Origin of the sequence: Pseudomonas maioricensis, from assembly GCF_022790535.1 — a bacterium.
In the GTDB taxonomy this organism is placed as follows: domain Bacteria; phylum Pseudomonadota; class Gammaproteobacteria; order Pseudomonadales; family Pseudomonadaceae; genus Aquipseudomonas; species Aquipseudomonas maioricensis.
This window is the reverse complement of sequence record NZ_LOHG01000002.1, coordinates 55,000-81,374: the sequence shown is the minus strand read 5'-3', so window position 1 is coordinate 81,374 and position 26,375 is coordinate 55,000. Positions and strand designations below refer to the sequence as shown.

The following is a 26,375-nucleotide window of genomic DNA, read 5'->3' as shown; positions in this document are numbered from 1 at the left end:
TCCTTTGTTCGCAGCTTACCAGCGTTGCTCAACCATCAATCACCTTGCGATAAAACGCCCACTCTTTTTCCAGCGCATCGGCCTGATTAACCGCTTTGCGGAAGCCGTGGTGTTCGTCGGCGTAAAAATGCCCTTCAGCCACGACACCTCGGGATTTCAGGGCCATCAGCATGGCGCGGGTTTGTTCGGGGACGACCACTGCATCAAGCTCGCCCTGGAAGAAAATCACCGGCACCTGAATGTCGGCGGCATGCAGCAGCGGCGTGCGGGCGTGATAGCGGTCGATGTCCTCCTCTGGATCGCCGATCAGCCAATCCAGATAGTCGCTTTCGAATTTGTGCGTGGCTTTGCCCAGTGCCAGTGGGTCACTGACGCCGTAAAGGCTGGCACCCGCGCGGAATACTTTCTTGAAGGCCAGTGCACATAACGTGGTGTAACCCCCTGCACTGCCACCACGAATGAATGCCTGCTCGGGATTGATCAACCCGCGCTCACCCAGATGCGCGACCACTGCGCAGGCATCTTCCACGTCCGCCACCCCCCAATTGAGGTGCAGGCTTTGACGGTACTCACGGCCGTATCCGGTGCTGCCGCGGTAGTTGAGGTCGGCCACGGCAAAGCCGCGTTGTGTCCAGTACTGGATTTTAGGATCAAGCACCGGGTAGCAGGCTGACGTCGGACCACCGTGCACAAACACCACCAGCGGCGGCGTGCCGACAGCATTCATGGCGGGATAGAAATAACCGTGCGCTTCACCGTCCCCACTCTTGTAGCGCAAAGTTTGTGGGCGGCTGATCTGTTCAGCCGGCAGTGGGGCGACGCCACCCGCCAGCACCTGGACGCTGTGGTCTTTACGACTGATCGCCAACACCGCCGAGGGGCTCGTTGCGGAGGCCGCGATGCAATAAACGTATTGATCGTCGAGCGCCAGGCTGCGGAAGCGGCTGTACTCGCCGCTGAAATCCTCCAGCGTGCCGTGGGTGTCACGCATGCCCAGCACGCCGGCACCATTTTCCGACCAGGTGGCGAGGTAGGCGCCATGATGCAATGGCAGCCAACTGCGCCCGCCCAGTTGCCATGGGGCGGGCGCATGGTCGGCGTCGGAAGCTTTGAGATGGGTCAGGCCGAACGAGCCTTCCACGCACGGCTGCCAGAAACCCCCTTGGTCGCTCAGGCAATACAGCCGACCCGTGGCATCGAAACGCGCTTGCTGGATGGACTCTTCTTCGCGATCGCCCGCCAGGCAGCGCGGTTCGGACCAGCCTCCCGCAGCCTGACGCTTGCTGCTCATCAATAAGGTGCTGGTCCAGGGTTGATGCGGCTTCTGCCATTCAATCCAGGCCAGACGCTGGCCATCCGCAGTCATGGTCGGCGATGCGTAAAAATCCGCACCTCTGGCCAGCACCAGACGCTTGCCATTGGCGACGTCAATGCTGACCAGTTGGTGGATGTCTTTGTCTTCTTCAACGGCCAGAATCTGTCCGTTGGCGAACACCAGATCACCGTAGCGTTTTTTGCCGGTGGTGATGGCTTCAGGCAGACCTTCTCCCTCGAACTCATCAAACACCAGTGGCTGGCGATAGAGCTGCTGATCGCTTTCGTTGACGAACACCAGCGCATCTTCAGTCAGGCAGAACGACCCGCCGCCGTACTCATAAACGCGGCTGCGTACGCTGAAGCCTTCCGGCGTAAGACACGTCTTGTTGTCTTCGAACCAGCGCCAGATGCGGCTTGCGCCATCCTCAGGCCGATATTCATTCCAGAACAAGCCCAGCGGGCTGACTGCCAGCTCGGCGAAGTCGACTCCGGCGACGACCGCCTGGGCTGCTGTGAATGTGTCAGGATTTGGCGATGAGGCGCGAGTTTCTGTCATTGCGAAAGGCCAGCTGCTCAATTGTTTGGGTAGCATATTCGGCTTCTTTTCGAGCCTGCACAATCATCCCGTGATGAGGCGATTTACTGCACACCGGATCGGCATTGGCGGCATCGCCGGTGAGCATGAATGCCTGACAACGGCAGCCGCCGAAATCCTTCTCTTTTTCGTCGCATGAGCGGCACGGTTCGGGCATCCAGTCGTAACCCCGGAAGCGGTTGAAACCGAATGAGTCGTACCAGATGTGCTGCATCGTGTGGTCACGCACGTTGGGGAACTGCACCGGCATCTGCCGCGCGCCGTGGCAGGGTAGCGCCGTACCGTCCGGGGTCACGGTCAGAAAGATGCTGCCCCAGCCGTTCATGCAGGCTTTCGGACGTTCTTCGTAGTAGTCCGGGGTCACGAAGATCAACTTGCACGGATGATTCTCCGCAGCCAGTTTGTCGCGGTATTCGTTGGTGACCCGCTCGGCGCGAACCAGTTGATCCTTGGTGGGCAGCAAGCCCTGGCGGTTCAGGTGTGCCCAGCCGTAGAACTGACATGTCGCCAGCTCGACGAAATCAGCTTCGAGGGCGATACAAAGCTCGATGATTTTATCGATCTTGTCGATGTTGTGCCGGTGGGTAACGAAGTTCAGCACCATCGGATAGCCGTGCTTTTTGACCGCACGGGCCATCTCTAGCTTTTGCGCGAAGGCTTTTTTCGAGCCCGCGAGCATGTTGTTCACTTGCTCGTCACTGGCCTGGAAGCTGATCTGGATGTGGTCGAGACCGGCTTCTTTGAAGTCGATGATTTTCTGTTCGGTGAGACCAATGCCCGACGTAATCAGATTGGTGTAATAACCCAGACGACGGGCTTCACGGATCAGTTCTGCCAGGTCCTGACGCACCAGCGGTTCGCCGCCTGAGAAACCGATCTGCGCCGCACCCATTTGCCGCGCTTCGGCCATGACCTTGAACCACTGTTCGGTGGTCAGTTCCTGGCCCTGTTTGGCGAAGTCCAGAGGATTGGAGCAATACGGGCATTGCAGCGGACAGCGATAGGTCAGCTCGGCGAGCAGCCACAACGGCAGGCCCACCTCGGGCTTGGGCGGAATCTTGATGGCTGAGTCGATCAGTGTCGAATCAGGCAAGTTCGATCCAGTGTTCGCCACGGGCGACCTCCATGAATTGCTCGACGTCGGTGCCGAGCTCGGGAAAGCCTGGGAACTGCTCGTTCAGTGCATCAATAATCGCGGCCACGCTACGTTTGCCATCGATCAGGCCGCCAATGGCACTGGCGCTTTCATTGAGTTTGATCATGCCTTCCGGGTAGAGCAGCACATGGCCGTTCTGCGCGGGTTCGAACTGGTAACGATAGCCTCGACGCCAGCTCGGGACTTGTTGTCTATCGAAGCTCATAGGGCTATCCCCTTATGCCAGACACGCTGGTCGGTCACGCTGTGATACGGCGGGCGGTTCAGCTCGTAGGCCATGCTCATGGCGTCCAGCATGCTCCACAAAATGTCGAGTTTGAACTGCAGGATTTCCAGCATGCGCTGCTGGCCTTCGTATGTGGTGTAGTGCTGCAGTGTAATCGTCAGGCCGTGTTCTACATCGCGACGCGCCTGGCCCAGCCGGGTACGGAAATACTCGTAGCCAGCCGGATCGATCCACGGGTAATGCTGCGGCCAGCTGTCCAGCCGGGACTGGTGGATCTGCGGGGCGAACAGCTCGGTCAGCGAGCTGCTGGCGGCTTCCTGCCAGTTGGCGCGGCGGGCGAAATTGACATAGGCGTCCACGGCAAAGCGCACGCCGGGCAGGACCAGCTCCTGCGAGCGAAGCTGATCAGGATCCAGACCAACGGCTTGTCCCAGGCGCAGCCAGGCTTCAATGCCGCCGTCTTCACCGGGCGCTCCATCGTGATCCAGCAGACGCTGAATCCACTCACGACGAATCTCGCGATCAGGGCAGTTGGCCAGAATGGCTGCGTCCTTGAGCGGGATGTTCACCTGGTAATAGAAGCGGTTGGCGACCCACCCCTGAATCTGTTCGCGGGTGGCACGGCCTTCATACATCGCCACGTGGTACGGGTGATGGATGTGGTAATACGCGCCTTTGGCCCGCAAGGCCTGTTCGAATTCAGCGGGGGACAGCGGCGTTGCTTCGCTCATGTCGGCTCCTGTAACAACACATGACTCTGTGAGTGTTCACAGCTCTTACAACTCAATACTCATCCCATCAAACGCCACTTCGACATTGCGGCGAGCAAGCTCTGCGCGCTCGGGCGAGTCTTCGTCGAGGATCGGGTTGGTGTTATTGATGTGGATAAGCACTTTGCGCTGCTTTGGCAGGCGCTCAAGTACTTCGAGCATACCGCCGGGGCCGTTTTGTGCCAGATGGCCCATTTCCGTGCCCGTACGCGTGCCTACGCCGCGGCGCTGCATCTCGTCGTCGTCCCACATCGTGCCGTCTACCAGCAGGCAGTCGGCAGCGACCATTTTCTCCATCAGCGCGTCATCGACTTTGCCCAGCCCTGGTGCGTAGAACAGCTTGCCGCCGGTCTTGAGGTCTTCAACCATCAAGCCGATGTTGTCGCCAGGGTGCGGATCAAAACGGTGTGGCGAGTAGGGCGGAGCGGCGCTGCGCAACGGGAATGGCGTGAAGCGCAGGTTAGAGCAGGCAGGAATCACAAAGCTGCCTTCGAGTTCTATCCTGTTCCAGACCAGGCCGCCGTTCCAGTGCTTGAGCATGTTGAACAGCGGAAAGCCGGTGCTCAGGTCTTCGTGAACCATATCGGTACACCAGACTTGATGCGGGCAGCCTTCGCGCAGGCTGAGCAAGCCGGTGGTGTGATCGATCTGGCTGTCCATGAGAATGATCGCGCTGATCCCGGTGTCGCGCAGGGCTCGGCCTGGTTGCATCGGGCCAAAACCGGCCAGCTGTGCGCGGATGTCTGGAGAAGCGTTGCACAGTACCCAGTTAACGCCATCATCGGACAGCGCGATGGACGATTGAGTCCGGGCATGGGCCCGCAGGCTACCGTCGCGGAAACCTGCGCAGTTCACGCAATTGCAGTTCCACTGTGGGAAGCCGCCGCCAGCAGCGGAACCTAGAATCTGGATGTACATGTCAGCTCCATGGGCGAGGCATGAAAAACTTCAAGAAAAAAGACGACTTATCAATAAAAAAAGCCCCGGCGAACCGAGGCTTTGCACCGCGTTGTAATCAACGGCTTGCGAAGTACATGGTGACTTCGAAACCGATACGCAGATCAGTGTAAGCAGGTTTAGTCCACATAAGAGACTCCTTCTGGGTGATTGCAGCGGTGGGTGGTAAATCGTTAGTACACCTGCGAAGGCATACGTTCGATGGTTAGGAAGCTATGTTACTTAATTTAACAAATTCTGGCTGTCGGATTCGTGAACAAAGCTTTTGCAGCTTTGGTAACGATCAAGCTGCGTGCCAAGGGTTTTGCGGGCTGTTTGTCAGGCAGAGCCAGCCGCCCACTGTTTGTTGAAGGCTAGCAGCGGCCTGCAACAAAGTGTGCCTGTCGAGGTTTCGTAATGTTTCATGCAGTGCGGACAGGAACTGTTCGTCACGGCCAGCCAGATGCGCTTGCCAGTGCAACTCGGCTGCTTGCGGGGTTTGCATGACGTTGACGTCCAGCTGCGCGATCAATGCTTCAGTCTGAACGGCAAGGTCGGCGCTATTTAGCCACTGAGGTAAATCGTTCAGGAACTGTTCGATGTGCTCGATCAGCTGCGGCACTGAGGTATTAGGCGACTGGACGCCGAAGAGTATTCCCGTTTGTCCGGCGATTTGCCGCAAGCCGCTGAAAACCGCATAGCCCAATTGCAACTCGACCCTTAGGCGTTGGTAGAACGGACCTTGTGCCAGATGAGCCAGTAATCGCCATGCAGCTTCGTCGGCGATGGAAGAAGAGGGCGTGGGGCAGAACAACAGCACGGCGCTTTCTGAGGACGGCGGTGCGCCGGCTTGCCAGTGTTTACCCGGTGCCAGCGCTGGCGCTCGCAGTGTCTGCTCGTTTCGCTGGCCCGGCGTACTGCGTAAGACGCTGTTCAGCGCAGGGAGCGTTCCTTGTGCAACGCCTGACGTGAAGCTGATCCACTGCGTTGCTGACCAGAAGGTCTGAACATCGCTGATCTCGTCAGCGGGCGCGGCATTCAGATAGCAATCGGGCAGGGTTTTGAGCAACTGCCGGATTGGAATCAGGGCAGCTTCATCGCTCGGTTGGCCCAAGCGCGCCAGGTCTGCATCTTCTGGAGCGCTGAGTTTTTGTAACGCATGCTTGAGGATTTCGGGCATCGGTGCGTCGAGGCCGCTGAGCTTGAGTTGCCAGTAATGGCCGTACGCACTGAACTCAAGATTGACGCCTGCTTGCTTCGCATCCTGCGCCAGGGATTTAAAGCTCTGATCAAACATTCGCCACAGCGTGGGTTGTGGGGACGGTAGATGCCAGCGCAGATAAAGCGCTCCTTCGTAGCCGTTACTCGGTACGGTCAGGAACGGGTTGGGTTTCGGGAATTGCCAGTGGATTTCTGAGGTGTGTGTGCCTGGTTGAATCTGCTCAAGCAATGCGATCAGCGCTGTGCAGCCTTGCCCGGACAAGCCTTGCGGCAAGTTGCGGGCGTGGTGGTGCGCCAGTTCCAGTGGGCCGCTGACATCCAGTTGTCGTTGCTGAAGGCGGTTGTAGTCGTCGCGCAGGGTTGGCCAATGGGTTTTGAGGTTTTGTGTCAGTGCCGACGCCATCGCGAGCAAGCTCACTCCTACAGGAAACGGTGATTCATCTGTAGGAGTGAGCTTGCTCGCGATTGCGTCGACCTTGATCAAAATCTGACCAGCAAACTGATAAACCACTTCCGCCTTCAACGCATCAACCACGCCCTCCGCCCGGCTGCCATTCAGGCAATGACACAAAAATGCAGCGGCCTCGTCTGCTCCCTCAGGTAAATCCTCACAGGCCACAAGCAGTTGCTGATTGGCACTGACAAGTATCCGGTGTTCATCATCAACCAGCTTCGGCGGCTGATCTTGCGCAACCTTTACGCCACTGGCGAAGCCCGAGCCGTACGTCGTTGCCAGCCGTTTTAGCTCCTCCAGCGACTGAGGGCCCGTCAGGCACAAGATCATTTGCCCTGCCTGATAAAACCGCTGATAAAAATCCTGCAACGCCAGCTGAAACGCCGGACGCGGCACCGGCAAACTGTAGCGATTGCCTGCATGAAAGGCGCGTAGAGGGTGGTGGGCCGATACGTGCTCCAGCAACTGTATTTGCTGACGCGATGTTGCGTCGCGCGACCAGGCGATGAACTCGGCATGCAGCACTTCGCGCTCGCGGAGTTGATCGGCCATGGTCATCCGCGGGTGAGCGAGCATGTCGCACAGGCGTTCCAGGCCTTGGGCGAAGACCGGTTCTGGCAGTTCGAAGAAAAAATCGGTGGTGCGCTCACAGGTGCTGGCATTGATTTGCCCGCCGTGACGCTGGACGAAGGCCATGAGCTTTTCGTCCCCGGCAAACTGCTCGGTGCCGAGAAAGAACAGATGTTCCAGAAAGTGCGCAAGCCCCGGCCATGCCGTTGATACATCATGACTCCCCGCCGCCACCCGCAACGAAGCGGCGCAGCGCTTGAGCCGTGGCGCATGGCACAGCACGACGTTCAGGCCGTTGGCGAGGGTCAGGTATTCGGTGGTGGGGGAGGCAGGCATGGGTATTCCGGGTGACGTGATCGGGTCATGCTAGCGGAATTACTTGTTTATGGCATCGCGCGGTCTCGCGGCAAACAGTCGGCCTGTAGGAGCTGCCGAAGGCTGCGATGGCTGTGTTTCAGGACAAATGCTTCGCAGCCTTCGGCAGCTCCTACAGGAAGTGCATTTCCATTTGCTGTTTGTATCTCCGACAAGGCCTGCTGTCAGCCTTCGCCCAACCCCAGATACAACCCCGGCCGCCGATCCTTGAAGTAGGTATTGATCGACCGCGACTGCTCCATCACCTGTCGATCCAGCGTGCCCCAGATCAGCACTTCATCCTGTTGCGCCACGGCCATGCGGCTGCCGTCCGGGGCGCAGAGGCTGCTTAGTCCGCAGTAATGAATGTCGCCTTCGCTGCCACAGTAGTTGGCGTAAACCACGTAGCACTGATTCTCGTAAGCCCGCGCACGCACAGTCACTTCGGCGACAAAATCATAAGGTGCCATGTTGGCCGTTGGCACAAGGATCAACTCGGCACCTTCCAGAGCCAGGCGTCGGGTGTTTTCCGGAAACTCCACGTCGTAACAGATCAGAAAGCCCAATCGCCAGCCGTCCAGCTCGACAATCGGGAAGCGGTCCTCGCCGGGGCTGAACATCGCCTTGTCCAGTTCGCCGTAAAGATGCGTCTTGCGATAGTTGCAGAGGGTCTTGCCGTGGCCGTCGATCAGTTGCACCGAGTTGTAGATCAGGTCGTCAGCACCCAACTCTGGATACCCGTAAAGGATCGCAATACCGTAACCCTTGGCGATCGCGGCAATATCACCCGCCGCAAAGCCATCGCTGGGCTGCGCCAATGCGCGTGCTGCCTCTGCACCAATGTTGTAACCGGTGAGGAACATCTCCGGGCACACCAGTAGCTCTGCCCCAATGGCCGCCGCCTCCCGAGCCTGATCATCCAGACGTTGCAGGTTGCCGCCGATATCCAGTGGCAATGGCGGGCATTGGTAAACGGCGATGCGCATGGTCGAGCCTCTTGTTCAGTCGGCGAGGGCGATGGGGCCAATTTCGTGGAATACATCGCCGGGGCCTGGGTTCTCGGCGTGGGTCTTGCCGCCGAAGTGGGTCATGATGCCCCACACCGCATTCAGTGAGGTCTGTACGGCGCCTTCAACCCATGCGGGCGTCCAGGATACGTCGTCACCGGCGATGAACATGCCACGCTGCTCCACCGGCATGTCCTGCTGCATGAAGTGCGCATACATGCGCTGGTTATAACGGTAATGCCCCGGCAAGGCGCCCTTGAAGGCGCCGAGGAAATGCGGGTCCGCTTCCCATGAAACGGTAATCGGGTCGCCGATGATCCGCGCTGCGATGTCGACTTTAGGGTAGATCTTTTTCAGCGCGTCGAGTGCCAGTTTGACCCGCTTGTCGATGGGCTGCGGCAACATCTTCAGCGCATCGCTCATCCACGAGTAGGACAGACAGATCACGCCGGGCTTGTCGTCGCCGTTATCAAACAGATAAGTGCCGCGGGTCAGGCGATCCGTAAGCGTCATGCTCATCAGGTCGCGGCCGGTGTCCGGGTCTTTATCCTTCCAGAACGGACGGTCGACCATCACGAAGGTTTTCGACGATTGCATGTAGCGTGTACGGTCCAGTGCCATCCACATCTTCTGTGAGAACAACGATTCTTCACATTCGATCTGAGTGGTCAGCAACCAGCTCTGGCAGGTGGTCAATACGGCGGCGTAGTGGCGAGTGTCGCCCCAGTTATCGGTGACGGCCAGAAGACCATCTTCGGCGCGGGCAATACGTTTCACTCCGGTTCGCGGTGCACCATGATGCAAAGACGCAAGGCTGGTGCCTTCGGGCCAGTGGGCGCAGCGCTCCGGTACGTGACGCCAGATACCCAGTGGTACTTGCTCTACCCCGCCGACGATCAGGTGCTGATGATCGTCGCAGTTGGTCATGACCACTCTGAAGATTTCCAGCATCGAATTTGGGAAATCCGAATCCCAGCCGCCGGTGCCGAAACCGACCTGGCCGAAGACTTCGCGATGGTAGAACGACAGTTTGGCAAATGCTTTGGAGGTGGCGACGAAGTCATAGAACGTACGGTCGTCCCACAGCGGAACCAAGGTGTTCCACAGTTCTTTGAGGCGCGGCACATCGCGGTCGCGGATGGCTTGCTGAATGTCCTTGAAGCCGGAACCCTCTTCCAGCGCATCAGCCCAGGCGTCGGCTACTTCCTGAAACATCGCGGGCAAATCAGACAGTTTCTGCGCGTAGTAAGTAACGCCTTCGAGATCAATAACGGTACTGCCCGAGGCGGCAGTCAGGGGGTTGGGAAACGGTTTTGATTCCAGACCGAGCTTATCGACGTAGTGGTAGAACGCGGTGGAAGACACCGGAAAGCGCATGCCCCCCAGCTCCGCAATAATGCCTTCAGTACCCTCAAAGGCTTGGGAGCGCAAACGGCCGCCCATTTTCGATGCTTCGTAAACCACGGGTTTCAGGCCCAGTTTCATCAGCTCATAGGCTGCCACCAATCCTGCGATCCCGGCGCCAACGATCGCTACTTCCTGGCCGTGATTTTCTGTGGGGATACTGCCCAGCCCGGCGGGATGCTCGATCCAGTCGTCGAAAGCGAAAGGAAAGTCCGGACCGAAGATAGTGATCGGCTTCTTGCCGTCTGCGGGGTGGCGATTGTTTTTCATGACTGACCTGGCTGGCACGCGAAAGAGACAGTCTAGACAGGAGCTGAGACGTAAATAAGACGCAAAGTGTCGTCGTTATGCAGTGTTTTTGTGCGATATGACGAAATTAGTGATCATTTAGACGGTTTTCTATATTTGCCCAAGCCGTTTTAGATTGGAACGCATTTCTGTAGGAGCTGCCGAAGGCTGCGATGGCGGAATGTCAGGATAAATGCATCGCAGCCTTCGGCAGCTCCTACAGGGGCGCGTCGTTCTAAACAGGCTGTCCGCGATCAATCTTGCTACTCAGGATGATCGAAGTCGTGGTCTTTTCGACCCCATCAACACTGCCGATCAGGTCCAGCAACTGGTCCAGCTGCTCGGGTGAATCAGTGCGTAGCCAGGCCACATAATCAAACTCACCACTTACAGCGCAGAGTTGCTGAACCTGAGCCAGGCTGCTCAGGCGGCGCAGCACCTCCTTGCCCGAACGCGGTTGCACGGTGATGCCGACATACGCCTGCAAACCGCCGTCGACCACGCGCTGACTCAGCCGCACGCCGTATCCGGTGATGACCTTCGTGCTTTCCAGCCTGGCCAGTCTGGACGTTACGGTCGTACGGGCAATGCCCAACTGCCTGGCCAGCATCGCCACGCTTTCACGGGCATTGAGTTGCAAGGCCGCAATCAATTGGCGGTCGATTTCATCAAGAACTGGCTGGCGCGTCGTGGACAAGAGCATCTCCTTCAAGGCAGCAGGCATATTACCTGTGGTGGCTGCCAATGGGAGCAGCGAGCTAAAACGAAGCAGAAGAATCATTCTGGTGCGCGCCAAATGCGTCGGTAACTGCACTAAAAAAAGCCAATGTGTCCGTTAATCGACGTCTTGTGTCTTGCCAGCGTTAGAGGCCTCCGGATTGTAGGCGTAGAGTGAAGGTCGTTAATAAGTTTCCTGCAACTATACTTTAAGCATTGTAATGCCGTTATTTCGACTGAGGCTTCGGAAGTTTAAAGTGTGGGCGGTTGTTTTTTATAACGTTGATCGGCAGGGTAAGTTTCGTGGCTTCTGTTGTGTTCGCTTAAATAATATTGGCATGCCACTTGCTGAGCAAGACACATAACCCACTTGCACAGTGAGATTCGTTATGGTCAGCAAGACGCTTACGCTAGAGCAGTCAGCCGTCGGGGCTTTCAGTTCGCGGTGGTATCAACTGGTTATCGGCATGGTTTGTATGATGGCCATTTCCAGCCCGCAGTATGTGTGGACTTTATTTACCGGGCCGTTAATGCAGAAGCTGGGTGTTTCATTGGCCCAAGTGCAAATAACTTTTTCGCTGTTAATTATTCTGCAGACCTTCTTTTCACCGGCCCAAGGCTGGTTGATCGATCGCTTTGGCCTGCGCAAGTTGATCGCCACAGGCTGTGTTCTTTCCGGATTGAGTTGGGTGCTGGCCAGTCAGGCGACTTCACTGACGTCGCTGTATTTGAGCTATGGCCTTTTGGGTGGGCTCGGGACAGGCATCGTGTATGTCGGGATAGTGGGCTTGATGGTGCGCTGGTTTCCTGACCGTCGCGGTCTGGCGGCGGGCGCGGTAGCGGCGGGCTATGGCATGGGCGCCATGCTCACGACTTTTCCGATCAGCAATAGCCTGAAGGATGTCGGCATGGAGTCGACGCTGATGACCTTTGGCCTGATCCTTGGGGGCGTTGGTTTGCTGGCTTCGCAGTTCTTGCGGCAACCGCCTGCGCAAGTCGCCGAGCAGCCTGTGCCGATTGTAGGCAAAGTCGTTGCCGATATTGCTCCGCGGCAAATGCTCAAGACGCCTATCTTCTGGCTGATGTTTGCGATGTTTACCATGATGTCCACCTCGGGCCTGATGGTCACTTCGCAGATGGCCAGTTTTGCCAAAGACTTCGGCATGACCAATGTGATGGTGATGGGTATGGCCGCATTGCCATTGGCGTTGACGATCGACCGGATCTGCAACGGGCTGACGCGTCCCTTGTTCGGCTGGATCTCGGATCGCTGGGGCCGGGAAAACACCATGGCCTTCGCGTTCTTCTTTGAAAGCGTCGCCATGACATTGTGGTTTTTGACCATCGATAATCCAGTCCTTTTCGTGCTGCTGTCGGGCGTAGTGTTTCTCGGCTGGGGGGAAATTTTCTCGCTGTTCCCGTCGACGCTGACTGACACCTTCGGCAGTAAAAATGCCACGACCAACTACGGCTTCCTGTACATGGCGCAGGGCATTGGCTCAATCTTCGGCGGTCCGGTCGCGGCACTGCTGCACCAATATGCAGACAGCTGGATTCCGGTGTTTGCCGTGGCCATCAGCTTCGACATCATTACTGCGGCACTGGCCTTGTTCGTGCTCAAACGCATGCGCAGTAACTGGCTGGCGAAGAACACTGCACAGCCTGTAACCCAAGGAGTCTGAATGCTTAATACAACGCTCGCTGCCCGAGGCATCGCCGTCGCACCTCATAGCCTTGCTGCGCAATCGGCACTGGCGGTATTACGCGATGGTGGCAATGCCATTGAGGCGATGGTCGCGGCGGCCGCTACGATCGCGGTGGTGTATCCGCACATGAACAGTTTGGGTGGCGACGGCTTTTGGCTGATTGTTCCGCCTGAAGGCGAACCGATTGCCATCGACGCCAGCGGCCCGGCTGGTAGCCTGGCGACAATGGAGCACTACGCCGGGATGACGCGTATTCCAGTTCGCGGCCCCGGCGCTGCGTTGACAGTTGCAGGTACCGTCGGCGGGTGGCAGGAAGCGTTGCAGGTCAGCGCCGAAATGGAGGGGCATCTGCCTCTGTCCCGGCTGTTGGCAGATGCGATTTTCTATGCTGATTCCGGCATCCCGGTCACGCCGTCGCAGCACTTCGCCACGGCAAGCAAAAAGGCTGAGCTACAGGGTATTCCGGGCTTTGCCGAAACATTTTTGCAGGAAGGACAGGTTCCTGCTACGGGTAGCCTGTTCAAACAGACCCGTCTTGCGGGTACTTTGCGAATATTGGCTGAAGAGGGGCTCGACTGTTTTTATCGCGGCTCTCTTGCCGACTCTATTGCCAAAGATCTGCAATCGGTGGGGGCGCCAGTGACGCGCAGTGATCTGGCTGATTATCGCGCCAGGCGTGTACGGGCGTTAACGCTCAAACACAGCGCAGGCACCGTGTTCAACATGCCGCCGCCGAGTCAGGGGTTAGTGTCGCAGCTGATCCTCGGCATCGCCGATCATGCAGGCCTTAGCCAGTGCGCGGCCGACAGTGCCGAGCATATCCATACCCTTGTTGAAGCCACCAAGCTGGCGTTTGCTGTGCGCGACGAGCACATCACCGATCCAGAGCACATGACTATTGATCCGCAGGCCTGTCTTGAGGCGAATTATCTGCACGCTTTGGCCGAACGCATCGACCCACTGCACGCCGCCGCGTGGGGTGAAGGTAAAGGACCTGGCGACACGATCTGGATGGGCGTCATCGACAGCAACGGGATGGCGGTGTCGTTTATCCAGAGCATCTATCACGAGTTCGGCAGCGGTGTTGTGTTGCCCGAAAGCGGCTTGAACTGGCAAAACAGGGGAGCCTCATTCAGCCTCGATCCCCACCACTTGCTGGCGCTGAAGCCAGGCAAGAAGCCGTTCCACACATTGAACCCTGCTGCTGCCCGTCTGGCTGACGGACGCACGCTGGTTTACGGCACCATGGGCGGTGATGGTCAGCCACAGACGCAGGCTGCAGTGTTCAGTCGTTATGCGGTGTTCGGTCAGCCGCTGCAGCAGGCCGTCACGGCACCGCGCTGGCTGCTGGGCAGAACCTGGGGCGACAGCAGCGACACGCTCAAGCTGGAATCACGCATTGCCCCCGAGGTGGTCGAACAACTGGCAGCGTGGGGGCATGAGGTTGAGATACTTGCGCCTTTTACCGAGACCATGGGCCATGCGGCTGCAGCGGTTCGCTTGCCCAATGGTTCTTTCGAGGGCGCGTTTGATCCGCGCAGTAATGGGGCGGCTGCGGGGTATTGAGTGTAGTCGCGCAGCAAACGTGGCCCCTGTAGGAGCTGCCGAAGGCTGCGAAGGCGGTGTGTCAGAATAAATGCATCGCAGCCTTCGGCAGCTCCTACATAAATATGATGACTCGCTACCCCTCTATCGCAGGCAATTGCTGCTCAATGACTCCCAGCCAACCCATTCCGGGATAGGTCTCGAAGCCGGGTGTCATTGAATAGCCCTGGATAAGGTTGTTCGGCAGGGTGCTGTAACCGCTTGCCTGACCAGCCTTGACCTGCAAGTCGACGTTTTGCCCCAAGTGACTTTGCGCATCGGAGCTGGCGATGATTTTGTGGTTTGCATCGATCAGCATCACCCGGCTGCGCGAGCGCTCTTCGTCACTCAAACGTACGCCGTTGATGATCGAGTCCGCCTGGTTTTTCCAGTCGAAGAAGATTCCGATGACACCAATCACCGGCGTCTGCTTGCCAGCCTTGCTGCGCACAGCGGCACTGAACGCACAAGTCTGGGAGCCGTTGAGCAGTGGCTCGACTGCTACTTCGCCCGCGAAATACTGATCGCCGGATGAGTGTCGTACCGCTTGTTTGAACCACGCTGCTTCAGCCACATTTGAACCGATGACCTTGCCAAACGTGCCCGGCCGACCCGAGGCAATGACGCGCCCTTTGGTGTCCGCGACCCAGATGTCCAGGTAAACGGTGTAACTGTCGAGAATGATCCCCAGGCGCTCACTGGCGTGGTTGCCGGTTTCCGGAGTCGTTGTGGTCAGCGCATCAACCAGCGAGGCATCGGTCGCCCACCAGCGAACATCACACGTGCGTTCGTACAGGTTGCGGTCGATGATCTCAATCATGTTCAGCGAAAGATCGGCCAGCCGCTGACCGCGTACGTCGAAGCACATACCGCGGCCCAGATCGGTCAGTTCGTTGACCGACGCTTGCAGATCCTGAGTCAGGCCGCTTGCGATTTTGGAAATCCGTTCCGAGATGTCTTTGACTTCCTCGGCTACCACTGAAAAACCCAGCCCGGCCTTACCCGCATGCGCCGCTTCAATCAGCGCATTGATCGCCAGCAGTCGCGTTTGACGCGTGATCATCTGTATATCGCTGACACCTCGATTCGCTAACGCTTCCACTTCTCGTGAGAGAGTGACGATCCGTTCGGGTTCGATCATTTTTTGTGTACTTCAAAGAGTTATTAGGCGGCAGCCTTCACATAAAAAATGCGCAAAAAAAGGTATAGAAAAAGGGGCTATTAATTGCCCCTTGGAGTGCGGAAGTTTGAACTTCCTCTCTGGTCATCGGCTGATATCACCGTGCCTTTAGGCAAGCTATCGCAGTTTCGGGGATCTGTCATCTGCCGGTCGGAATGTGAGAAATATTTGTTATTTATGTCGCGAGAACGCAAGTTAATAGTCGTTTTCGGAATAAGCACGAATGTGAATTTGTAGTAGGAGTGCTTATGCGTAGTAAATATTTATGACGATAAGATGACAGTATTTTAGAGGGAATAAAAAGTAACGGTGACCAGAGCGAAGCAGCCAGCATTGTGACTGCCTGTACTGTTCAGATTTTCCAGCGTCTCGAGGTCTTCGCCAGCCGCTGTTGCAGGCCGTCGATGTTGCTCGCCAGTTGCAGCATCAACAGGTGGTAACCGGTCAATTGCACAGGTATCGGATAACCCAGATCCGGCAGGCTGGTCTCCGAGGTGCGTTGCAGGCGCTCGGTGGCCCCGGTTTGCAGCGCACGAGCCATGCCGATCAACTGGCGACGGGTTTGACGAAACTCGGTATCCAGACGTGCACGCCATTCCGGACCAGCCGCTTGATCCAGATCCTCCGGACGGATGTTGGCGAGGATCTCCAGTGTGCTCAGGCACATCCGGAAGTGCCCTTGAATGGCATCCAGTTCGACCATGGAAATTCGCACTTCCTTGGACACGGATGGCAGCAGCGAGCGCAGTTGCAGCATTGTCCCGTTGAGACGCGCCACTAACTTCAAGTGCTCATCAGCGGTAACTGGCTGGCCGTGGATGATGCGGCTATACACCTTGGCGCAGTCACGCAAGCCGCTGGCCAGGTTGTAGCGCCAGGAGAACACTGCGTACAGGGGCAGTGCGAAGGAGAAAGCCAGCGCCAGTGCGATACCGATAAGGATGTCGACTGTGCGCCACAAGCCGTCGCTGATCGGGTTGTAACCATGGCCTGCGACGATAAATAAGGTAATGGCTGACAGCAGAGCGGTGTACCCACCCTTGCCGATCGCGTGATACGCGAAGAATCCGCACATGACTGACATCATTGCGTACGTCAGCAGCGGCATCTCCAGATAACCTTGCTGTACCACAACCAGCAATCCGAGCCCTGCGCCAATCAACGTCCCGTAGGCGCGCTCGACCGACTTTTTACGGATGTTGCCGTGGTGCTGAAGGCCACCAATTACGATGAGCATCGTCACCGAAGCCCATTCACCGTGAGGCAAGTTGAGTCCGGTGGTCAACAGAATCGTCACCAGCAGCCCGACCGCAATCCGCGCTGCATGGATCAGGCGTGCGTTGCGATAGCGGCGATAAGGATCCAGTAGGGGACGCAAAACGCGACGCAACCAGAAAGGCAAACGGAGAGAGCGGGAATTCGTCATGCGTTTAAAGACCGCGCGGTTTGGGAATCGATCCCGGAGGAGACGCGGGATGGCGTCAGTAAGCCACAGTTGCAGTGAAATGTTTCATCACATGTGAGGTGTTGCGCCTTAGAATTTTTGAGCGTAGCTTGCTCGGCTATCACATGTGATGTCTTGGAAGGCGCTCGGATGGCTCGAAAAACTTCAACCGACTACATGCGTGAAATGCGTGCACGGCTGACGGCAGCCGGGTACGTCAAAAGAGAGCTGTATGTGCTTCCTGAAAACGCTGAAGTCTTGAGAAATGTCGAAAAAGTGTTACGCCAGCCCTATTTGGGGAACCGCATCAAACTGGAGGAATTCATGAGCGAAAATACCAACTGGACCATCGACACGCTGCACTCGGCGCTCGCTGAACTGGACGTGGTAAAGAGTAATGAAGTCGAGTTGACGCTGGTCCAAGGGGCCGAGCCAAGCTTGAGCGTGACGATGAACAACTTCGGCGGGCTGCCGATCATCATTGCAATCGCCGGCGACCAGATTCTTGTGGATTGCGTACTGGTTTACGCCTCCCAGGTAAAAGACGTCGCTGCATTCAACGACACCGTATTGCGCAGTCGGGACATCTTCCCGTTGTCGTCTATCGGTATCGAAACCATGCCGAACGGCGAGACCGTTTACAGCATGTTTGGCGCATTGAGCGCGGCTTCTTCACTGACCGTTATTGTCCAGGAAGTATTTACCCTGGCAGATAACGTGATCCGCGCCGCCGATGCCTACGAAGATTTTTTAACAGTTGACTCACAGTAATCGGGAGACAAATAAATGAGCCTTTGGAAGAAAATGGTTACCGCTATGCGTGGCGGCGCCTCCGAGGTCGGTGAGGCAATCGTCGACGCTCAAGCACTCCGCATTCTGGATCAGGAAATCCGCGACGCCGATGCTTCGATGCTCGCTGCCCGCAACCAACTGATCCAGATCAAGGCCAAGCACAAGCTGTCCGTACAGCGTGTGGATGAGCACGACAAGAACATCGCTAACTGGGAACAGAAAGCCATCGCCGCCATGAATAAGGGCGAAGAAGGTCTGGCTCTGGAGTGTGCGGAAAAGGTTTCTGAGCTGACCGCACTGCGCGATCAGGAAAAAGCCGCTGCTGATCAGTTCGGCATTCAGGTCACCAAGTTGACGGCTCAGGTCACCAAGGCTGAAAGCCAGATCAAAGGTCTGCGTCAGCAAGCCGATATGGCCAAGGCGCGTGACAGCGTGCAGAAAGCGCAAATCAATGCCGCAGCGGCCACGGGCGGTGCCAATGGGCGTCTGGAAACTGCAGTGGGTTCGCTGGCGCGCATCAAGCAGCGTCAGGACGAGCAGGATGCCAAGCTGGAAGCCGCAGAAGAACTCGCGGATGCTGCCAACGGTGGTGATCTCGAACGTCGTCTGCAAGACGCCGGTATTGGTGCGAAAACCGGTGGTGCTGCTGACGTTCTGGCTCGCTTGAAAGCGCAGAGCCAAGGCGGTAACGCAGGTCAGTAACATCGTATAAAAAGGGGCAGGCGGAGATCCGTTTGCCCCTTTTTTGTCTGGCTGCATTTGTCTGGTTCTAACGGTACCTACATGAATGTCGGAAACGGGCTACGCGTTATTCTTGGCCTGGCCGCTGTGATGATTGCAGTTCAGGTGATTAACTCGCTGACCGCAAACAGCCTGCTGAGCCATGGTCTGGTCCCCCGAACCTGGGAGGGGCTGCAAGGGATTATTTTTTCCCCGTTTTTGCACGGCTCTGTTCGGCATCTCCTGAGTAATCTACTGCCCTTTATCGTGCTGAGCTGGCTGGTGGCGACTGAAGGCCTGCAGCGTTATGTCCGCGTGCTGTTGCTGGTAACGCTACTGGGCGGTCTGTTGGTCTGGATCGTGGGCAGGCCGACGATTCATGTGGGTGCCAGCGGACTGATCTTTGGCTTGTGGGCTTATTTGCTGGCGCGCGCGTGGTTTCAGCGCAGCCTGATCAGCTTTGCCGTCGCCTTGTTCACGCTGGTGGGCTACAGCGGATTGGTCCTGGGCTTCATTCCCGTGCCGGGCGTCTCGTTTGAATCACACATTGCGGGTGCACTTGCCGGTATTGTTGTGGCCTGGCTGATGCACGCAAAAGGGCTGGTTGAAAATCCGTAGCGCTGAAACTCCAGACATCGCTCGCGCAAAATGAAAGGAAACGCATTATGAGTTGGATCAAACGAGCTTTAGGCCTGGCACCGCCAAAGCCACCTGCTGGCGCTACGCCGTTAAACAGCGCAGCGTTGCTCGCACCGTTTGGCCTGGCGACCGGACGCATGCTGGATCTTGATGACTCGCTCAAGCTGCTGCTCGACGGGCATTCGGAACTGGTCGTCCCCAATGAAGAGGTCGTCTGGTCTGTTGGGCATGTTGACCTCGGACAGTCCATTCGCCTGGTGCGCTTCTACTTCGAAGATGAAGACTACTGGATGCAGGTCATGATGAACGGCCCTGCGGCGGAAGACGTTCAGGACGTTATCCTGTTCGGCTACAGCAGCGTTGTGACCATCAACAGCGAGTCGGAACTGAAACGTCTGGTAGGTCCTGAATCAAAAATCGGTTTGCCGGTGTATGAGCATGACGGTTGGGAGTACGAGCGTCAGTGGGGCACCGAACAAGGTCAGACTGAACTGACCCCGATGACCGAGGAAGTGGCCAATCCTGACGGCAGCTATCGTATCGAGCATCTGAGCATGTTGTACGCTCGCGACACGGGTTTGATTGATCGTCGTGAGTTTTTGCTGCTGTCTGTCGAGGAGGATGAAGACGGTGTGGTCTCTCTCACTACTTCGGTTGGCGTCACGCTGCAGTCCACTGACTTCACCGTCATCTAAAAGGAAGTAAAAATGCTTGATGCGCTTAGTTTGTCCCTCAGTTTTCAGTCGGTGCTGAGCTTCGTTATCTACATCATTGTGGCCGGTGGCTTGTTTGGTCTGTTCCAGATGGCCTACACCCGCCTGACCCCGCACAAAGAGTTCGTGCAGATTCGTGAAGGCAATGTCGCCGCAGCCGTAGCACTGGGCGGTGCATTGATTGGCTTCGCATTGCCTGCCAGCAACGTGATTACTTACAGCATCAGCGTGCTGGACGTAGTGATCTGGGCGGTCATCGCAGCCGTCGTGCAATTGCTGGCGTTCACTGCCACCAACTTTGTTCTCAAGGACCTCTCGGCTCGCATCACCCGTGGCGAACTGGCCGCTGCCATCTATGCGGCCAGCGTTTCGATCAGTGTCGGCTTCCTCAATTCGGCCTGCATGACGCCGTCGACCTGATTGCCCTTGATCGAAAGGAGTATTCGATGAGACGTAGTTCTTTGAAGCTGGTTCTGGCCAGCACGTTGCCGCTGGCACTCAGTGCATGCGGCAAGTCCGATACCGTTGATGTCACCGCGCAACAGACGTTCCCGACGGTACAAGCTTGCGTGGACCAAAAGGTTCCCGTAGACGTTTGCTCGGACGCTTACATGACCGCCTTGGCAGATCACCGTCGCATCGCGCCAACCTATGACAGTGCGTCCGCGTGCGAGGCAGACTTTGTGCCTGATTACTGCCAGCAGAACTCTGATGGCAAGTTCACCCCCAAACTCGGTGGTTTCCAGCTGGAGCTATCCGGGCAGTTGCCTAAAGAACAGGTCGATGCGGCCAACGCTCAGGCCGGTCAGTCGGGTGGTTCAGGGTTCGCCAGCTCGGGCGTCAATGGATTCCTGATGGGCATGTTGGTCAGCAACATGGTCAATAACATTGGCGGCGGTGGTCGCTACAACTCTCAGCCGGTCTATCAGGAGCGTGACTCGCGCGGCGGCTACCAGTCTTCGACGCTTTCTCGTCAGATCGAGCGCGGCAAGACTTTCGGCAATTCCACTCAGGCGCGCACCAGCTCAACCGGTGCTTACACCAAGAGCACGCTGGGCCGTAACTCGTCAGTCTCGTCCTCGGTTTCTCGTGGCGGATTTGGCAGCCAGGCAACTGCTCGCAGTGGCTGGGGTGGCAAAAGCAGCGGTTTCGGCGGCTAACGGGAGCGCTAGCCATGAAAAAGATCAGTATCGAAGAGCGGCCTGACTGGCGCGCGACCGCCGAGCGTGAGGGGTTCGATTTCCACACGATCGACGGCGAGCGCTACTGGGATGAACGCGCTTACTATCAGTTCACCGAAGCTCAGATCACTCGGGATATCGAAGCACCGACTCAGGAGCTTCATGCCATGTGTATGGATGCCGTTGAGCGGGTGGTGGACAGCGAGGAGTTACTGACTGAACTGGAAATTCCACCAGCGTTCTTCGATCTGGTCCGGACTTCCTGGAAGGAAGGGCACCCACATCTTTATGGGCGCTTCGACTTCAGTTACGACGGCGTGAACCCTGCAAAGCTGCTTGAAGGCAACATGGATACGCCGACCTCTGCCTATGAGGCCGGCGCATTCCAGCTCATCTGGCTGGAAGAGCAGATTGCCCGAGGCCTATTGCCTGCGCATGCCTCGCAGTTCAACTCGCTGGCAGAAGATCTGGTTCGTGCTTTCGCAGCCATCAGAGAGGGCGGGCCATTCTATTTCTCCTCGATGTCCGGTTCAGCAGAAGACCGGGGCACCACCGAATTCCTGCGCAAGATGGCCGAACACGTCGGCATCGAAACCCGACACATCGACATCGAAGACATCGGCCTCAACTCGCAGGGCCGCTTCGTTGACCTTGAGGGGCGCTGGATCGAACGTATATTCAAACTGCATGCCTGGGAGCACGTGTTCCACGAACCCCATGGGCAGGCGGTTCCGCAATGTGACACGCAGTTCATCGAGCCTGCGTGGAAGTCCATCATCTCCAACAAAGGCATTCTGCCGCTGTTGTGGAAATTCAACGAAGGGCATCCAAATCTGCTGCCGACCTTCGTCGACAAAGATCCGCGAGCACCTGTCCCGAAAGGCTGGGTCCGCAAACCCTACTTCTCCCGCGAAGGCGCCAACATCGAAATCCGTACGCCGGGTGACGAAGTCATCTTTGAAGACGGCCCCTACAACGACGCGCCCTATATCCTGCAACAGTTCGCCCCGCTGCCACGCTTCGGCGACAGCTACACGCTCATCGGCTCATGGGTCGTGGGCGACCTGGCTTCAGGGATTGGCATTCGGGAAGACGATAGCCTGATCACCAAGGACAGCAGCCGGTTCTTGCCGCATGTTGTGGTGGATTGATTACAGGGCTGAGCTGAAAACGAATTTCTGTGGGCGGACCTGCGAGGGACTCAATGTTCTCCCAGCAAGATGGTCGACCATGGCTCTGTTGGAGCGAGGCTCGCCCGCGAATCAATCGATGAGGTAAGTCAGGTACAGCGCGTCATCGTTCTTCGCGGGCAAGCCTCGCTCCAGCGGGGGCGTTGTTATTTGCTTTGCAGCAACTTAGCGACGAATCAAGCAAACACCACTTCAACACGCCCCACACCGTGACGTGAACGAGGCGCTGTTTTAACCACAATCTGTACGTCACGCCCAAGTCGGGAAAGGCAGTCGATCATCTTGGTCTCGCTGATCCCTCTGAACTTCCCGCGCAGCATTTCGGATACTTTGGGCTGAGGCATGCCCAGGATTTCAGCTGCCTCGAGCTGAGTCAGATGGCGAGCTTTGATTATGCCGCCGATCTTCGACGCTAGCTGAGCCTTGACCAGCATCTCCTTGGCGTCACCCTGGCCTAGGTCAGCGTAGACGTTGCCGCTACCTTCTTCGACCTTAATCATTTTTCAAACCCTTCGCGTGTTCTTCCGCCGCTTTCAACCGTAATTTGATCAGGTCAATATCGTGTTGTGCAGTCTTGATGCCTGTACTCGATTTCTTTTGAAAGCAGTGCAGCGCATAGACAGCTCTTCCGAATTTCACAGTGTAAACCGCTCGATAAGTATCGCCATCGTGGTCTTCAACGATCTCAAGCGTCCCAGCTCCTGAGAACCCCTTCAGAGGTTTGGCTTACAAAAAAGATATACCTATTTAGGTATATCCTCAATCGTTCCATGCCGCCGCCGTCAGCAATAGGCTTGACGGTGATTTGCTTAGGTGTCGATTAGTTTGAGCCGCTCTGATGTGCGCGGCGGAATGACAAAAAAGCCGCGCATTAGCGCGGCTTTTTAAATAATGGTGGGCCCACACGGACTCGAACCGTGGACCAAGGGATTATGAGTCCCCTGCTCTAACCAACTGAGCTATAGGCCCTCAGTAGGCCGCGGATTATAACGGCGGTTTCGACGCTGTGCTATCCGAAAAGTCCGAAAGAGGCGTACGAAGAAATTTCGAGCTGAATTCATCGGGCGGGAGGGGGAGGCTGACGATGTAGCCCTGGATCTGTTCGCATCCTTCGTTGGCCAGGAATTGCTGCTGTTCGTTGTTCTCTACGCCTTCGGCAATGACGGTCAGTTGCATGCTGCGGCCCAGCGCAATAATGGCGCGGACGATGGCTACGTCGTGCGGGTCATCGGGGAGGCTGCGCACGAATGACTGGTCGATTTTCAGGATATCCAGCGGTAAACGTTTCAGGTAGCTGAGGGACGAATAGCCTGTACCGAAGTCGTCGATCGCTAGCTGTACACCAAGTGCCTTGAGCTTATGCAGCACGGCCAGGGCTTCCTCTGCCTGGCTCATGATGAAGTTTTCGGTGATCTCCAGTTGCAGGCAGTCAGGAGCAAGGTGGCAATCCGAGAGCAGTTGCTCTATGCGTGCCAAGAGATTCGGCTGCCGCAACTGTGCGCCCGCCAGATTCACCGACAGCGCGCCGAAAGGTGCATAGCGTTTGTTCCATTCGTGCATTTGCAGACAGGCCTGCTCAAGTACCCAGTCGCCGATCTGCAGAATCATGCCGTTCTCTTCTGCCAATGGAATGAAGTGCTCCGGTGGCACTTCGCCGAGAGTGGGGTGCGCCCAGCGAATCAAGGCTTCTGCGCCGACCAGTCGTTGGCTGATCAGGCTGATTTTCGGCTGATAACAGAGGCTGAATTCATTACGCTCCATTGCTCTGCGCAACTCATGCTCCAGGGCTATCCGGGCACTGGCCTGGGAGGTGAGGTCTTCCGTATAGCTTTCGACGCGATTGCGGCCCTTGGCCTTGGAGCGGTACATCGCGGCATCGGCGTTTTTCACGACGGTAGCCACATCCTGACCATCTGTGGGGAACAGGCAGCTACCAATGCTGGCGCTCATGAAAAACTCATGTTCGCCCGCCTGGAACGGCGCAGTAAAACAGATCAATATTTTTGTCGCGATGGCTTCTGCATCACTAGGGTGCAGCAGGCCAGGCAGCAGAATAATGAACTCATCTCCCCCCAGGCGCGCCACGGTGTCGATATCGCGCAGGTTCTCCTTGAGGCGTTGCGCGATCCCTTTGAGCAACAGGTCGCCGACGGGATGGCCGAGGCTGTCGTTGATGTGTTTGAAGCGGTCAAGGTCCAGAAACAGGACCGCGCCGAGACTACTGGCTTCCAGGCTGTGGAGAAGGGCAGCTTGCAGGCGGCTTTCGAACAGCGTTCGGTTGGGAAGCCCCGTGAGCGGGTCGTGATGAGCCTGATAGTCAAGGCGTGCCTGAGCATGCTTGAGGCTGGAGATGTCGGCGAACACCGCAACGAAGTGGGTAATGAACTGTTCCTTGTTTCGTACCGCGCTGATCGTCAGCCAGCTTGGGTAAATCTCGCCGTTCTTGCGTCGGTTGCTGATTTCTCCCTGCCAATGTCCTTCTGCCGTCAACTGGTACCACATGGCGGCATAGAACGCGCTGTCATGCAGGCCTGAAGCGAGCAGGCGAGGGGTCTGCCCGAGGGATTCCTGCTCGCTGTAGCCGGTGATCTCGCTAAATGCGCGGTTGACAGCGTTGATACGCTGGCGGGTATCGGTAATCAGAACACCTTCGGCCGTACTTTCGAAAACGGTGGCGGCCAGTTGCAGCTTTTCCTGCATTTGATGGCGTTCGGTAATGTCTCGGGCAATGGTCAGCATGCAATCTTCGCCAGCAATAAGCAGCGGACGTGACGAGATTTCACACAGCCTGATCTGGCCGTCTTTGCGTCTGATGTGGCTGCGGAAATCACGGACAAAACCGTCGCGGTTCAGCAGCTCCAGGAGTTTGCCGCGCTCGTTCAGGTTGGCCCAAATCCCCAGGTCCACCGTGGACTGATCAAGCGAGGCAGCGCTGTCGTAGCCGGTCATGCGACTGAACCCCTCGTTGACCTCAACAAGCAGGCCGTCGCGCTGCCGGGTTATCAGAAGGCCGTCAGGGGATGCGTGGAATGACTTGGCGAATTTTTCTTCAGACAGCTGAAGTTGTTGCTGAGCCTGTTTGAGCTGGGTGATATCACGAACGACTACGACCACGGCTGGAGTGGAGTCCAGATCAAAAGGTTCGGCAGAGACAAGTCCGGAGAACGTGCGGCCGTCTCTTCTCCGAAACGGCATCTCAAGGTTGCGAATACTGCCTTTCTGAAGTCGTTCCAGCATTCCGGGGCCAACGCCGGGAACGCCCCAGATCCCGAGTTCGGTCGGGGTTTTACCAATGACGTCGTTGGCCTGAAGACCAATCTGTTCGACGAACGCTGTATTGGCTTCCAGAAGTGTGCCGTCTAGCAAGCTGGCAATTATCAGAATGTCCGGACATTGAGCAAAAACAGAGGCGAACTTGCCTTCTGAGAGTCGTAAGGCTTCTTCGATTTGCTTGGTTTCGCTGATGTCGATCATCAACCCGCGCATGACGGGTTCGCGACCGCGCTTTATAAGGCTGACAATGTCGCGCACCCAGAGCGTTCTGCCGTCAGCACTGATGACTCGGTAGTCCACGCTGTGATCGTTACCGGCCTTGGCCGCGTGGTTGCACAGTGCCTCTGTTTTTTGCAGATCCTGAGGGTGGACGATGCTGCGCCAGAAGCCTGGCTCTCGCCATCGTTGCAGCGGATAACCCAGTAAGCTCTCGGCTTGAGGTGACACGTAGTTGTAGCTGTAATCTCCCGGAGTGGCCTCCCAGGCAATAGCGGACAGGCTTTCAACCATGCCGCGATAGTGGTACTCGCTGCTTCGCAGTTGCTGTTCCAGTTCCATACGCCGTGTTATTTCGGAGCTAAGCTGGCGATTAACACGAATCACGATGATGAGAACGGTGCAGAGCAGCAACAGACCGGGTAAGCCGTAAAGCAGAAAGGTCTCCCTGAACGATGCGCTATCGGCTCTTTGTTTGAAGTCCGGTTCTGGTTCCAGGGGTGTAAGTTGTGCGGCCGATTGGCTGCTTGCGCGTCCAGGTTCTGACTGGGTCATTGTCTCTGCAGACCCCACAAGCAAAGCTCCAGTTAGGGATCCGGAACTAAAACCGTGGGTGTGGGGAGCAAACGTCAGCTTTTGCGCAAATGCAGAGAAATCCTCTGTGTGGGCGGCTGCCGGGGAGCCTACGGCGAAAACAAAAAGAATGGCCGGCAGGCGAATCA

At 57.0% G+C, this 26,375-nt stretch carries 22 protein-coding genes, 1 tRNA gene and 2 pseudogenes; 9 read left to right on the top strand and 16 right to left on the bottom strand.

Annotated features, from left to right (window positions below; translation table 11 throughout):
* Positions 1-28: 28 nt before the first annotated feature.
* From AUC61_RS03015 to AUC61_RS02970, 10 genes are all read right to left on the bottom strand, one after another.
* A complete protein-coding gene (locus AUC61_RS03015; RefSeq protein ID WP_243244397.1) occupies positions 29-1,873 on the bottom strand; it encodes an alpha/beta hydrolase family protein in 1,845 nt (614 codons plus the stop codon).
* Positions 1,839-3,026, bottom strand: coding sequence for a pyrroloquinoline quinone biosynthesis protein PqqE (gene pqqE, locus AUC61_RS03010; RefSeq protein ID WP_422764914.1), 1,188 nt, complete (start codon positions 3,024-3,026; stop codon positions 1,839-1,841). The genes AUC61_RS03015 and pqqE overlap by 35 nt, the downstream gene beginning before the upstream one ends.
* A complete protein-coding gene (gene pqqD / locus AUC61_RS03005; RefSeq protein ID WP_122663989.1) occupies positions 2,998-3,273 on the bottom strand; it encodes a pyrroloquinoline quinone biosynthesis peptide chaperone PqqD in 276 nt (91 codons plus the stop codon). Before pqqD ends, pqqE begins: the two co-directional genes overlap by 29 nt.
* Positions 3,270-4,025, bottom strand: a complete 756-nt coding sequence (gene pqqC, locus AUC61_RS03000; RefSeq protein WP_099268493.1) for a pyrroloquinoline-quinone synthase PqqC — start codon at positions 4,023-4,025, stop codon at positions 3,270-3,272. The genes pqqD and pqqC overlap by 4 nt, the downstream gene beginning before the upstream one ends.
* A 45-nt stretch (positions 4,026-4,070) precedes the next feature.
* On the bottom strand, positions 4,071-4,982 hold the full coding sequence (pqqB, locus tag AUC61_RS02995) for a pyrroloquinoline quinone biosynthesis protein PqqB (protein WP_243244395.1): 912 nt from the start codon (positions 4,980-4,982) through the stop codon (positions 4,071-4,073).
* A 97-nt stretch (positions 4,983-5,079) separates the two neighbouring features.
* Complete coding sequence (gene pqqA, locus AUC61_RS02990; RefSeq protein ID WP_008365141.1) at positions 5,080-5,151, bottom strand: pyrroloquinoline quinone precursor peptide PqqA; 72 nt, start codon at positions 5,149-5,151, stop codon at positions 5,080-5,082.
* 153 nt (positions 5,152-5,304) lie between these two features.
* The gene (gene pqqF, locus AUC61_RS02985) at positions 5,305-7,587 is read right to left on the bottom strand and encodes a pyrroloquinoline quinone biosynthesis protein PqqF (protein ID WP_422765013.1); all 2,283 of its coding nucleotides are present in this window, start codon (positions 7,585-7,587) and stop codon (positions 5,305-5,307) included.
* A gap of 197 nt (positions 7,588-7,784) precedes the next feature.
* Positions 7,785-8,585 (bottom strand): carbon-nitrogen hydrolase family protein, encoded by an 801-nt coding sequence (locus AUC61_RS02980; RefSeq protein WP_243244393.1) that lies wholly within the window; start codon positions 8,583-8,585, stop codon positions 7,785-7,787.
* Positions 8,586-8,600: 15 nt separating this feature from the next.
* Positions 8,601-10,280 (bottom strand): flavin monoamine oxidase family protein, encoded by a 1,680-nt coding sequence (locus AUC61_RS02975; protein ID WP_243244392.1) that lies wholly within the window; start codon positions 10,278-10,280, stop codon positions 8,601-8,603.
* A 253-nt stretch (positions 10,281-10,533) separates the two neighbouring features.
* Positions 10,534-10,995, bottom strand: coding sequence for an Lrp/AsnC family transcriptional regulator (locus tag AUC61_RS02970; RefSeq protein WP_122664219.1), 462 nt, complete (start codon positions 10,993-10,995; stop codon positions 10,534-10,536).
* A 409-nt stretch (positions 10,996-11,404) separates the two neighbouring features.
* Here AUC61_RS02970 and oxlT point away from each other — a divergent pair, with 409 nt between their 5' ends.
* Both oxlT and AUC61_RS02960 read left to right on the top strand, forming a co-directional pair.
* The gene (oxlT, locus tag AUC61_RS02965) at positions 11,405-12,697 is read left to right on the top strand and encodes an oxalate/formate MFS antiporter (protein WP_243244391.1); all 1,293 of its coding nucleotides are present in this window, start codon (positions 11,405-11,407) and stop codon (positions 12,695-12,697) included.
* Positions 12,698-14,287, top strand: a complete 1,590-nt coding sequence (locus tag AUC61_RS02960; RefSeq protein ID WP_243244390.1) for a gamma-glutamyltransferase family protein — start codon at positions 12,698-12,700, stop codon at positions 14,285-14,287. It abuts the gene before it with no gap.
* A 115-nt stretch (positions 14,288-14,402) separates the two neighbouring features.
* Here the strand turns inward: AUC61_RS02960 and AUC61_RS26410 are convergent, their stop codons facing one another.
* The gene (locus AUC61_RS26410; RefSeq protein WP_279290893.1) at positions 14,403-15,446 is read right to left on the bottom strand and encodes a methyl-accepting chemotaxis protein; all 1,044 of its coding nucleotides are present in this window, start codon (positions 15,444-15,446) and stop codon (positions 14,403-14,405) included.
* Between the two features lie 391 nt (positions 15,447-15,837).
* Entirely contained in the window at positions 15,838-16,911 is a 1,074-nt protein-coding gene (locus AUC61_RS02950) for an FUSC family protein (protein WP_243244389.1), read from the bottom strand.
* Between the two features lie 168 nt (positions 16,912-17,079).
* On the opposite strand from AUC61_RS02950, the gene AUC61_RS02945 reads away from it, so the two are divergent.
* From AUC61_RS02945 to AUC61_RS02915, 7 genes are all read left to right on the top strand, one after another.
* Positions 17,080-17,700: a YjfI family protein gene (locus AUC61_RS02945; RefSeq protein ID WP_027899474.1), complete on the top strand. Its 621-nt coding sequence runs from the start codon at positions 17,080-17,082 to the stop codon at positions 17,698-17,700.
* A gap of 15 nt (positions 17,701-17,715) precedes the next feature.
* Positions 17,716-18,423 carry a PspA/IM30 family protein gene (locus tag AUC61_RS02940; protein WP_122663997.1) on the top strand — a complete coding sequence of 236 codons (708 nt, stop codon included), beginning with the start codon at positions 17,716-17,718 and terminating at the stop codon, positions 18,421-18,423.
* A gap of 81 nt (positions 18,424-18,504) precedes the next feature.
* Positions 18,505-19,059 (top strand): rhomboid family intramembrane serine protease, encoded by a 555-nt coding sequence (locus AUC61_RS02935; RefSeq protein WP_243244388.1) that lies wholly within the window; start codon positions 18,505-18,507, stop codon positions 19,057-19,059.
* 47 nt (positions 19,060-19,106) lie between these two features.
* Positions 19,107-19,775 (top strand): DUF2491 family protein, encoded by a 669-nt coding sequence (locus AUC61_RS02930; RefSeq protein ID WP_243244387.1) that lies wholly within the window; start codon positions 19,107-19,109, stop codon positions 19,773-19,775.
* A 12-nt stretch (positions 19,776-19,787) separates the two neighbouring features.
* Positions 19,788-20,213, top strand: a complete 426-nt coding sequence (locus AUC61_RS02925; protein WP_032629074.1) for a DUF350 domain-containing protein — start codon at positions 19,788-19,790, stop codon at positions 20,211-20,213.
* 26 nt (positions 20,214-20,239) lie between these two features.
* On the top strand, positions 20,240-20,953 hold the full coding sequence (locus tag AUC61_RS02920) for a DUF1190 domain-containing protein (RefSeq protein WP_243244386.1): 714 nt from the start codon (positions 20,240-20,242) through the stop codon (positions 20,951-20,953).
* A gap of 14 nt (positions 20,954-20,967) precedes the next feature.
* Entirely contained in the window at positions 20,968-22,125 is a 1,158-nt protein-coding gene (locus AUC61_RS02915; protein ID WP_243244385.1) for a glutathionylspermidine synthase family protein, read from the top strand.
* Between the two features lie 215 nt (positions 22,126-22,340).
* On the opposite strand, the gene AUC61_RS02910 is transcribed toward AUC61_RS02915, so the two are convergent.
* The 4 genes and pseudogenes from AUC61_RS02910 to AUC61_RS02895 form a co-directional block, all read right to left on the bottom strand.
* Positions 22,341-22,664 carry a helix-turn-helix domain-containing protein gene (locus tag AUC61_RS02910; RefSeq protein ID WP_243244384.1) on the bottom strand — a complete coding sequence of 108 codons (324 nt, stop codon included), beginning with the start codon at positions 22,662-22,664 and terminating at the stop codon, positions 22,341-22,343.
* A pseudogene (locus AUC61_RS02905) lies at positions 22,657-22,890 on the bottom strand (type II toxin-antitoxin system RelE/ParE family toxin); the annotation flags it as partial. The pseudogene AUC61_RS02905 and the gene AUC61_RS02910, both read right to left, overlap by 8 nt.
* A gap of 166 nt (positions 22,891-23,056) precedes the next feature.
* A tRNA-Ile gene (locus AUC61_RS02900) sits at positions 23,057-23,133 on the bottom strand.
* A gap of 15 nt (positions 23,134-23,148) precedes the next feature.
* A pseudogene (locus AUC61_RS02895) lies at positions 23,149-26,091 on the bottom strand (sensor domain-containing protein); the annotation flags it as partial.
* Positions 26,092-26,375: the final 284 nt, after the last annotated feature.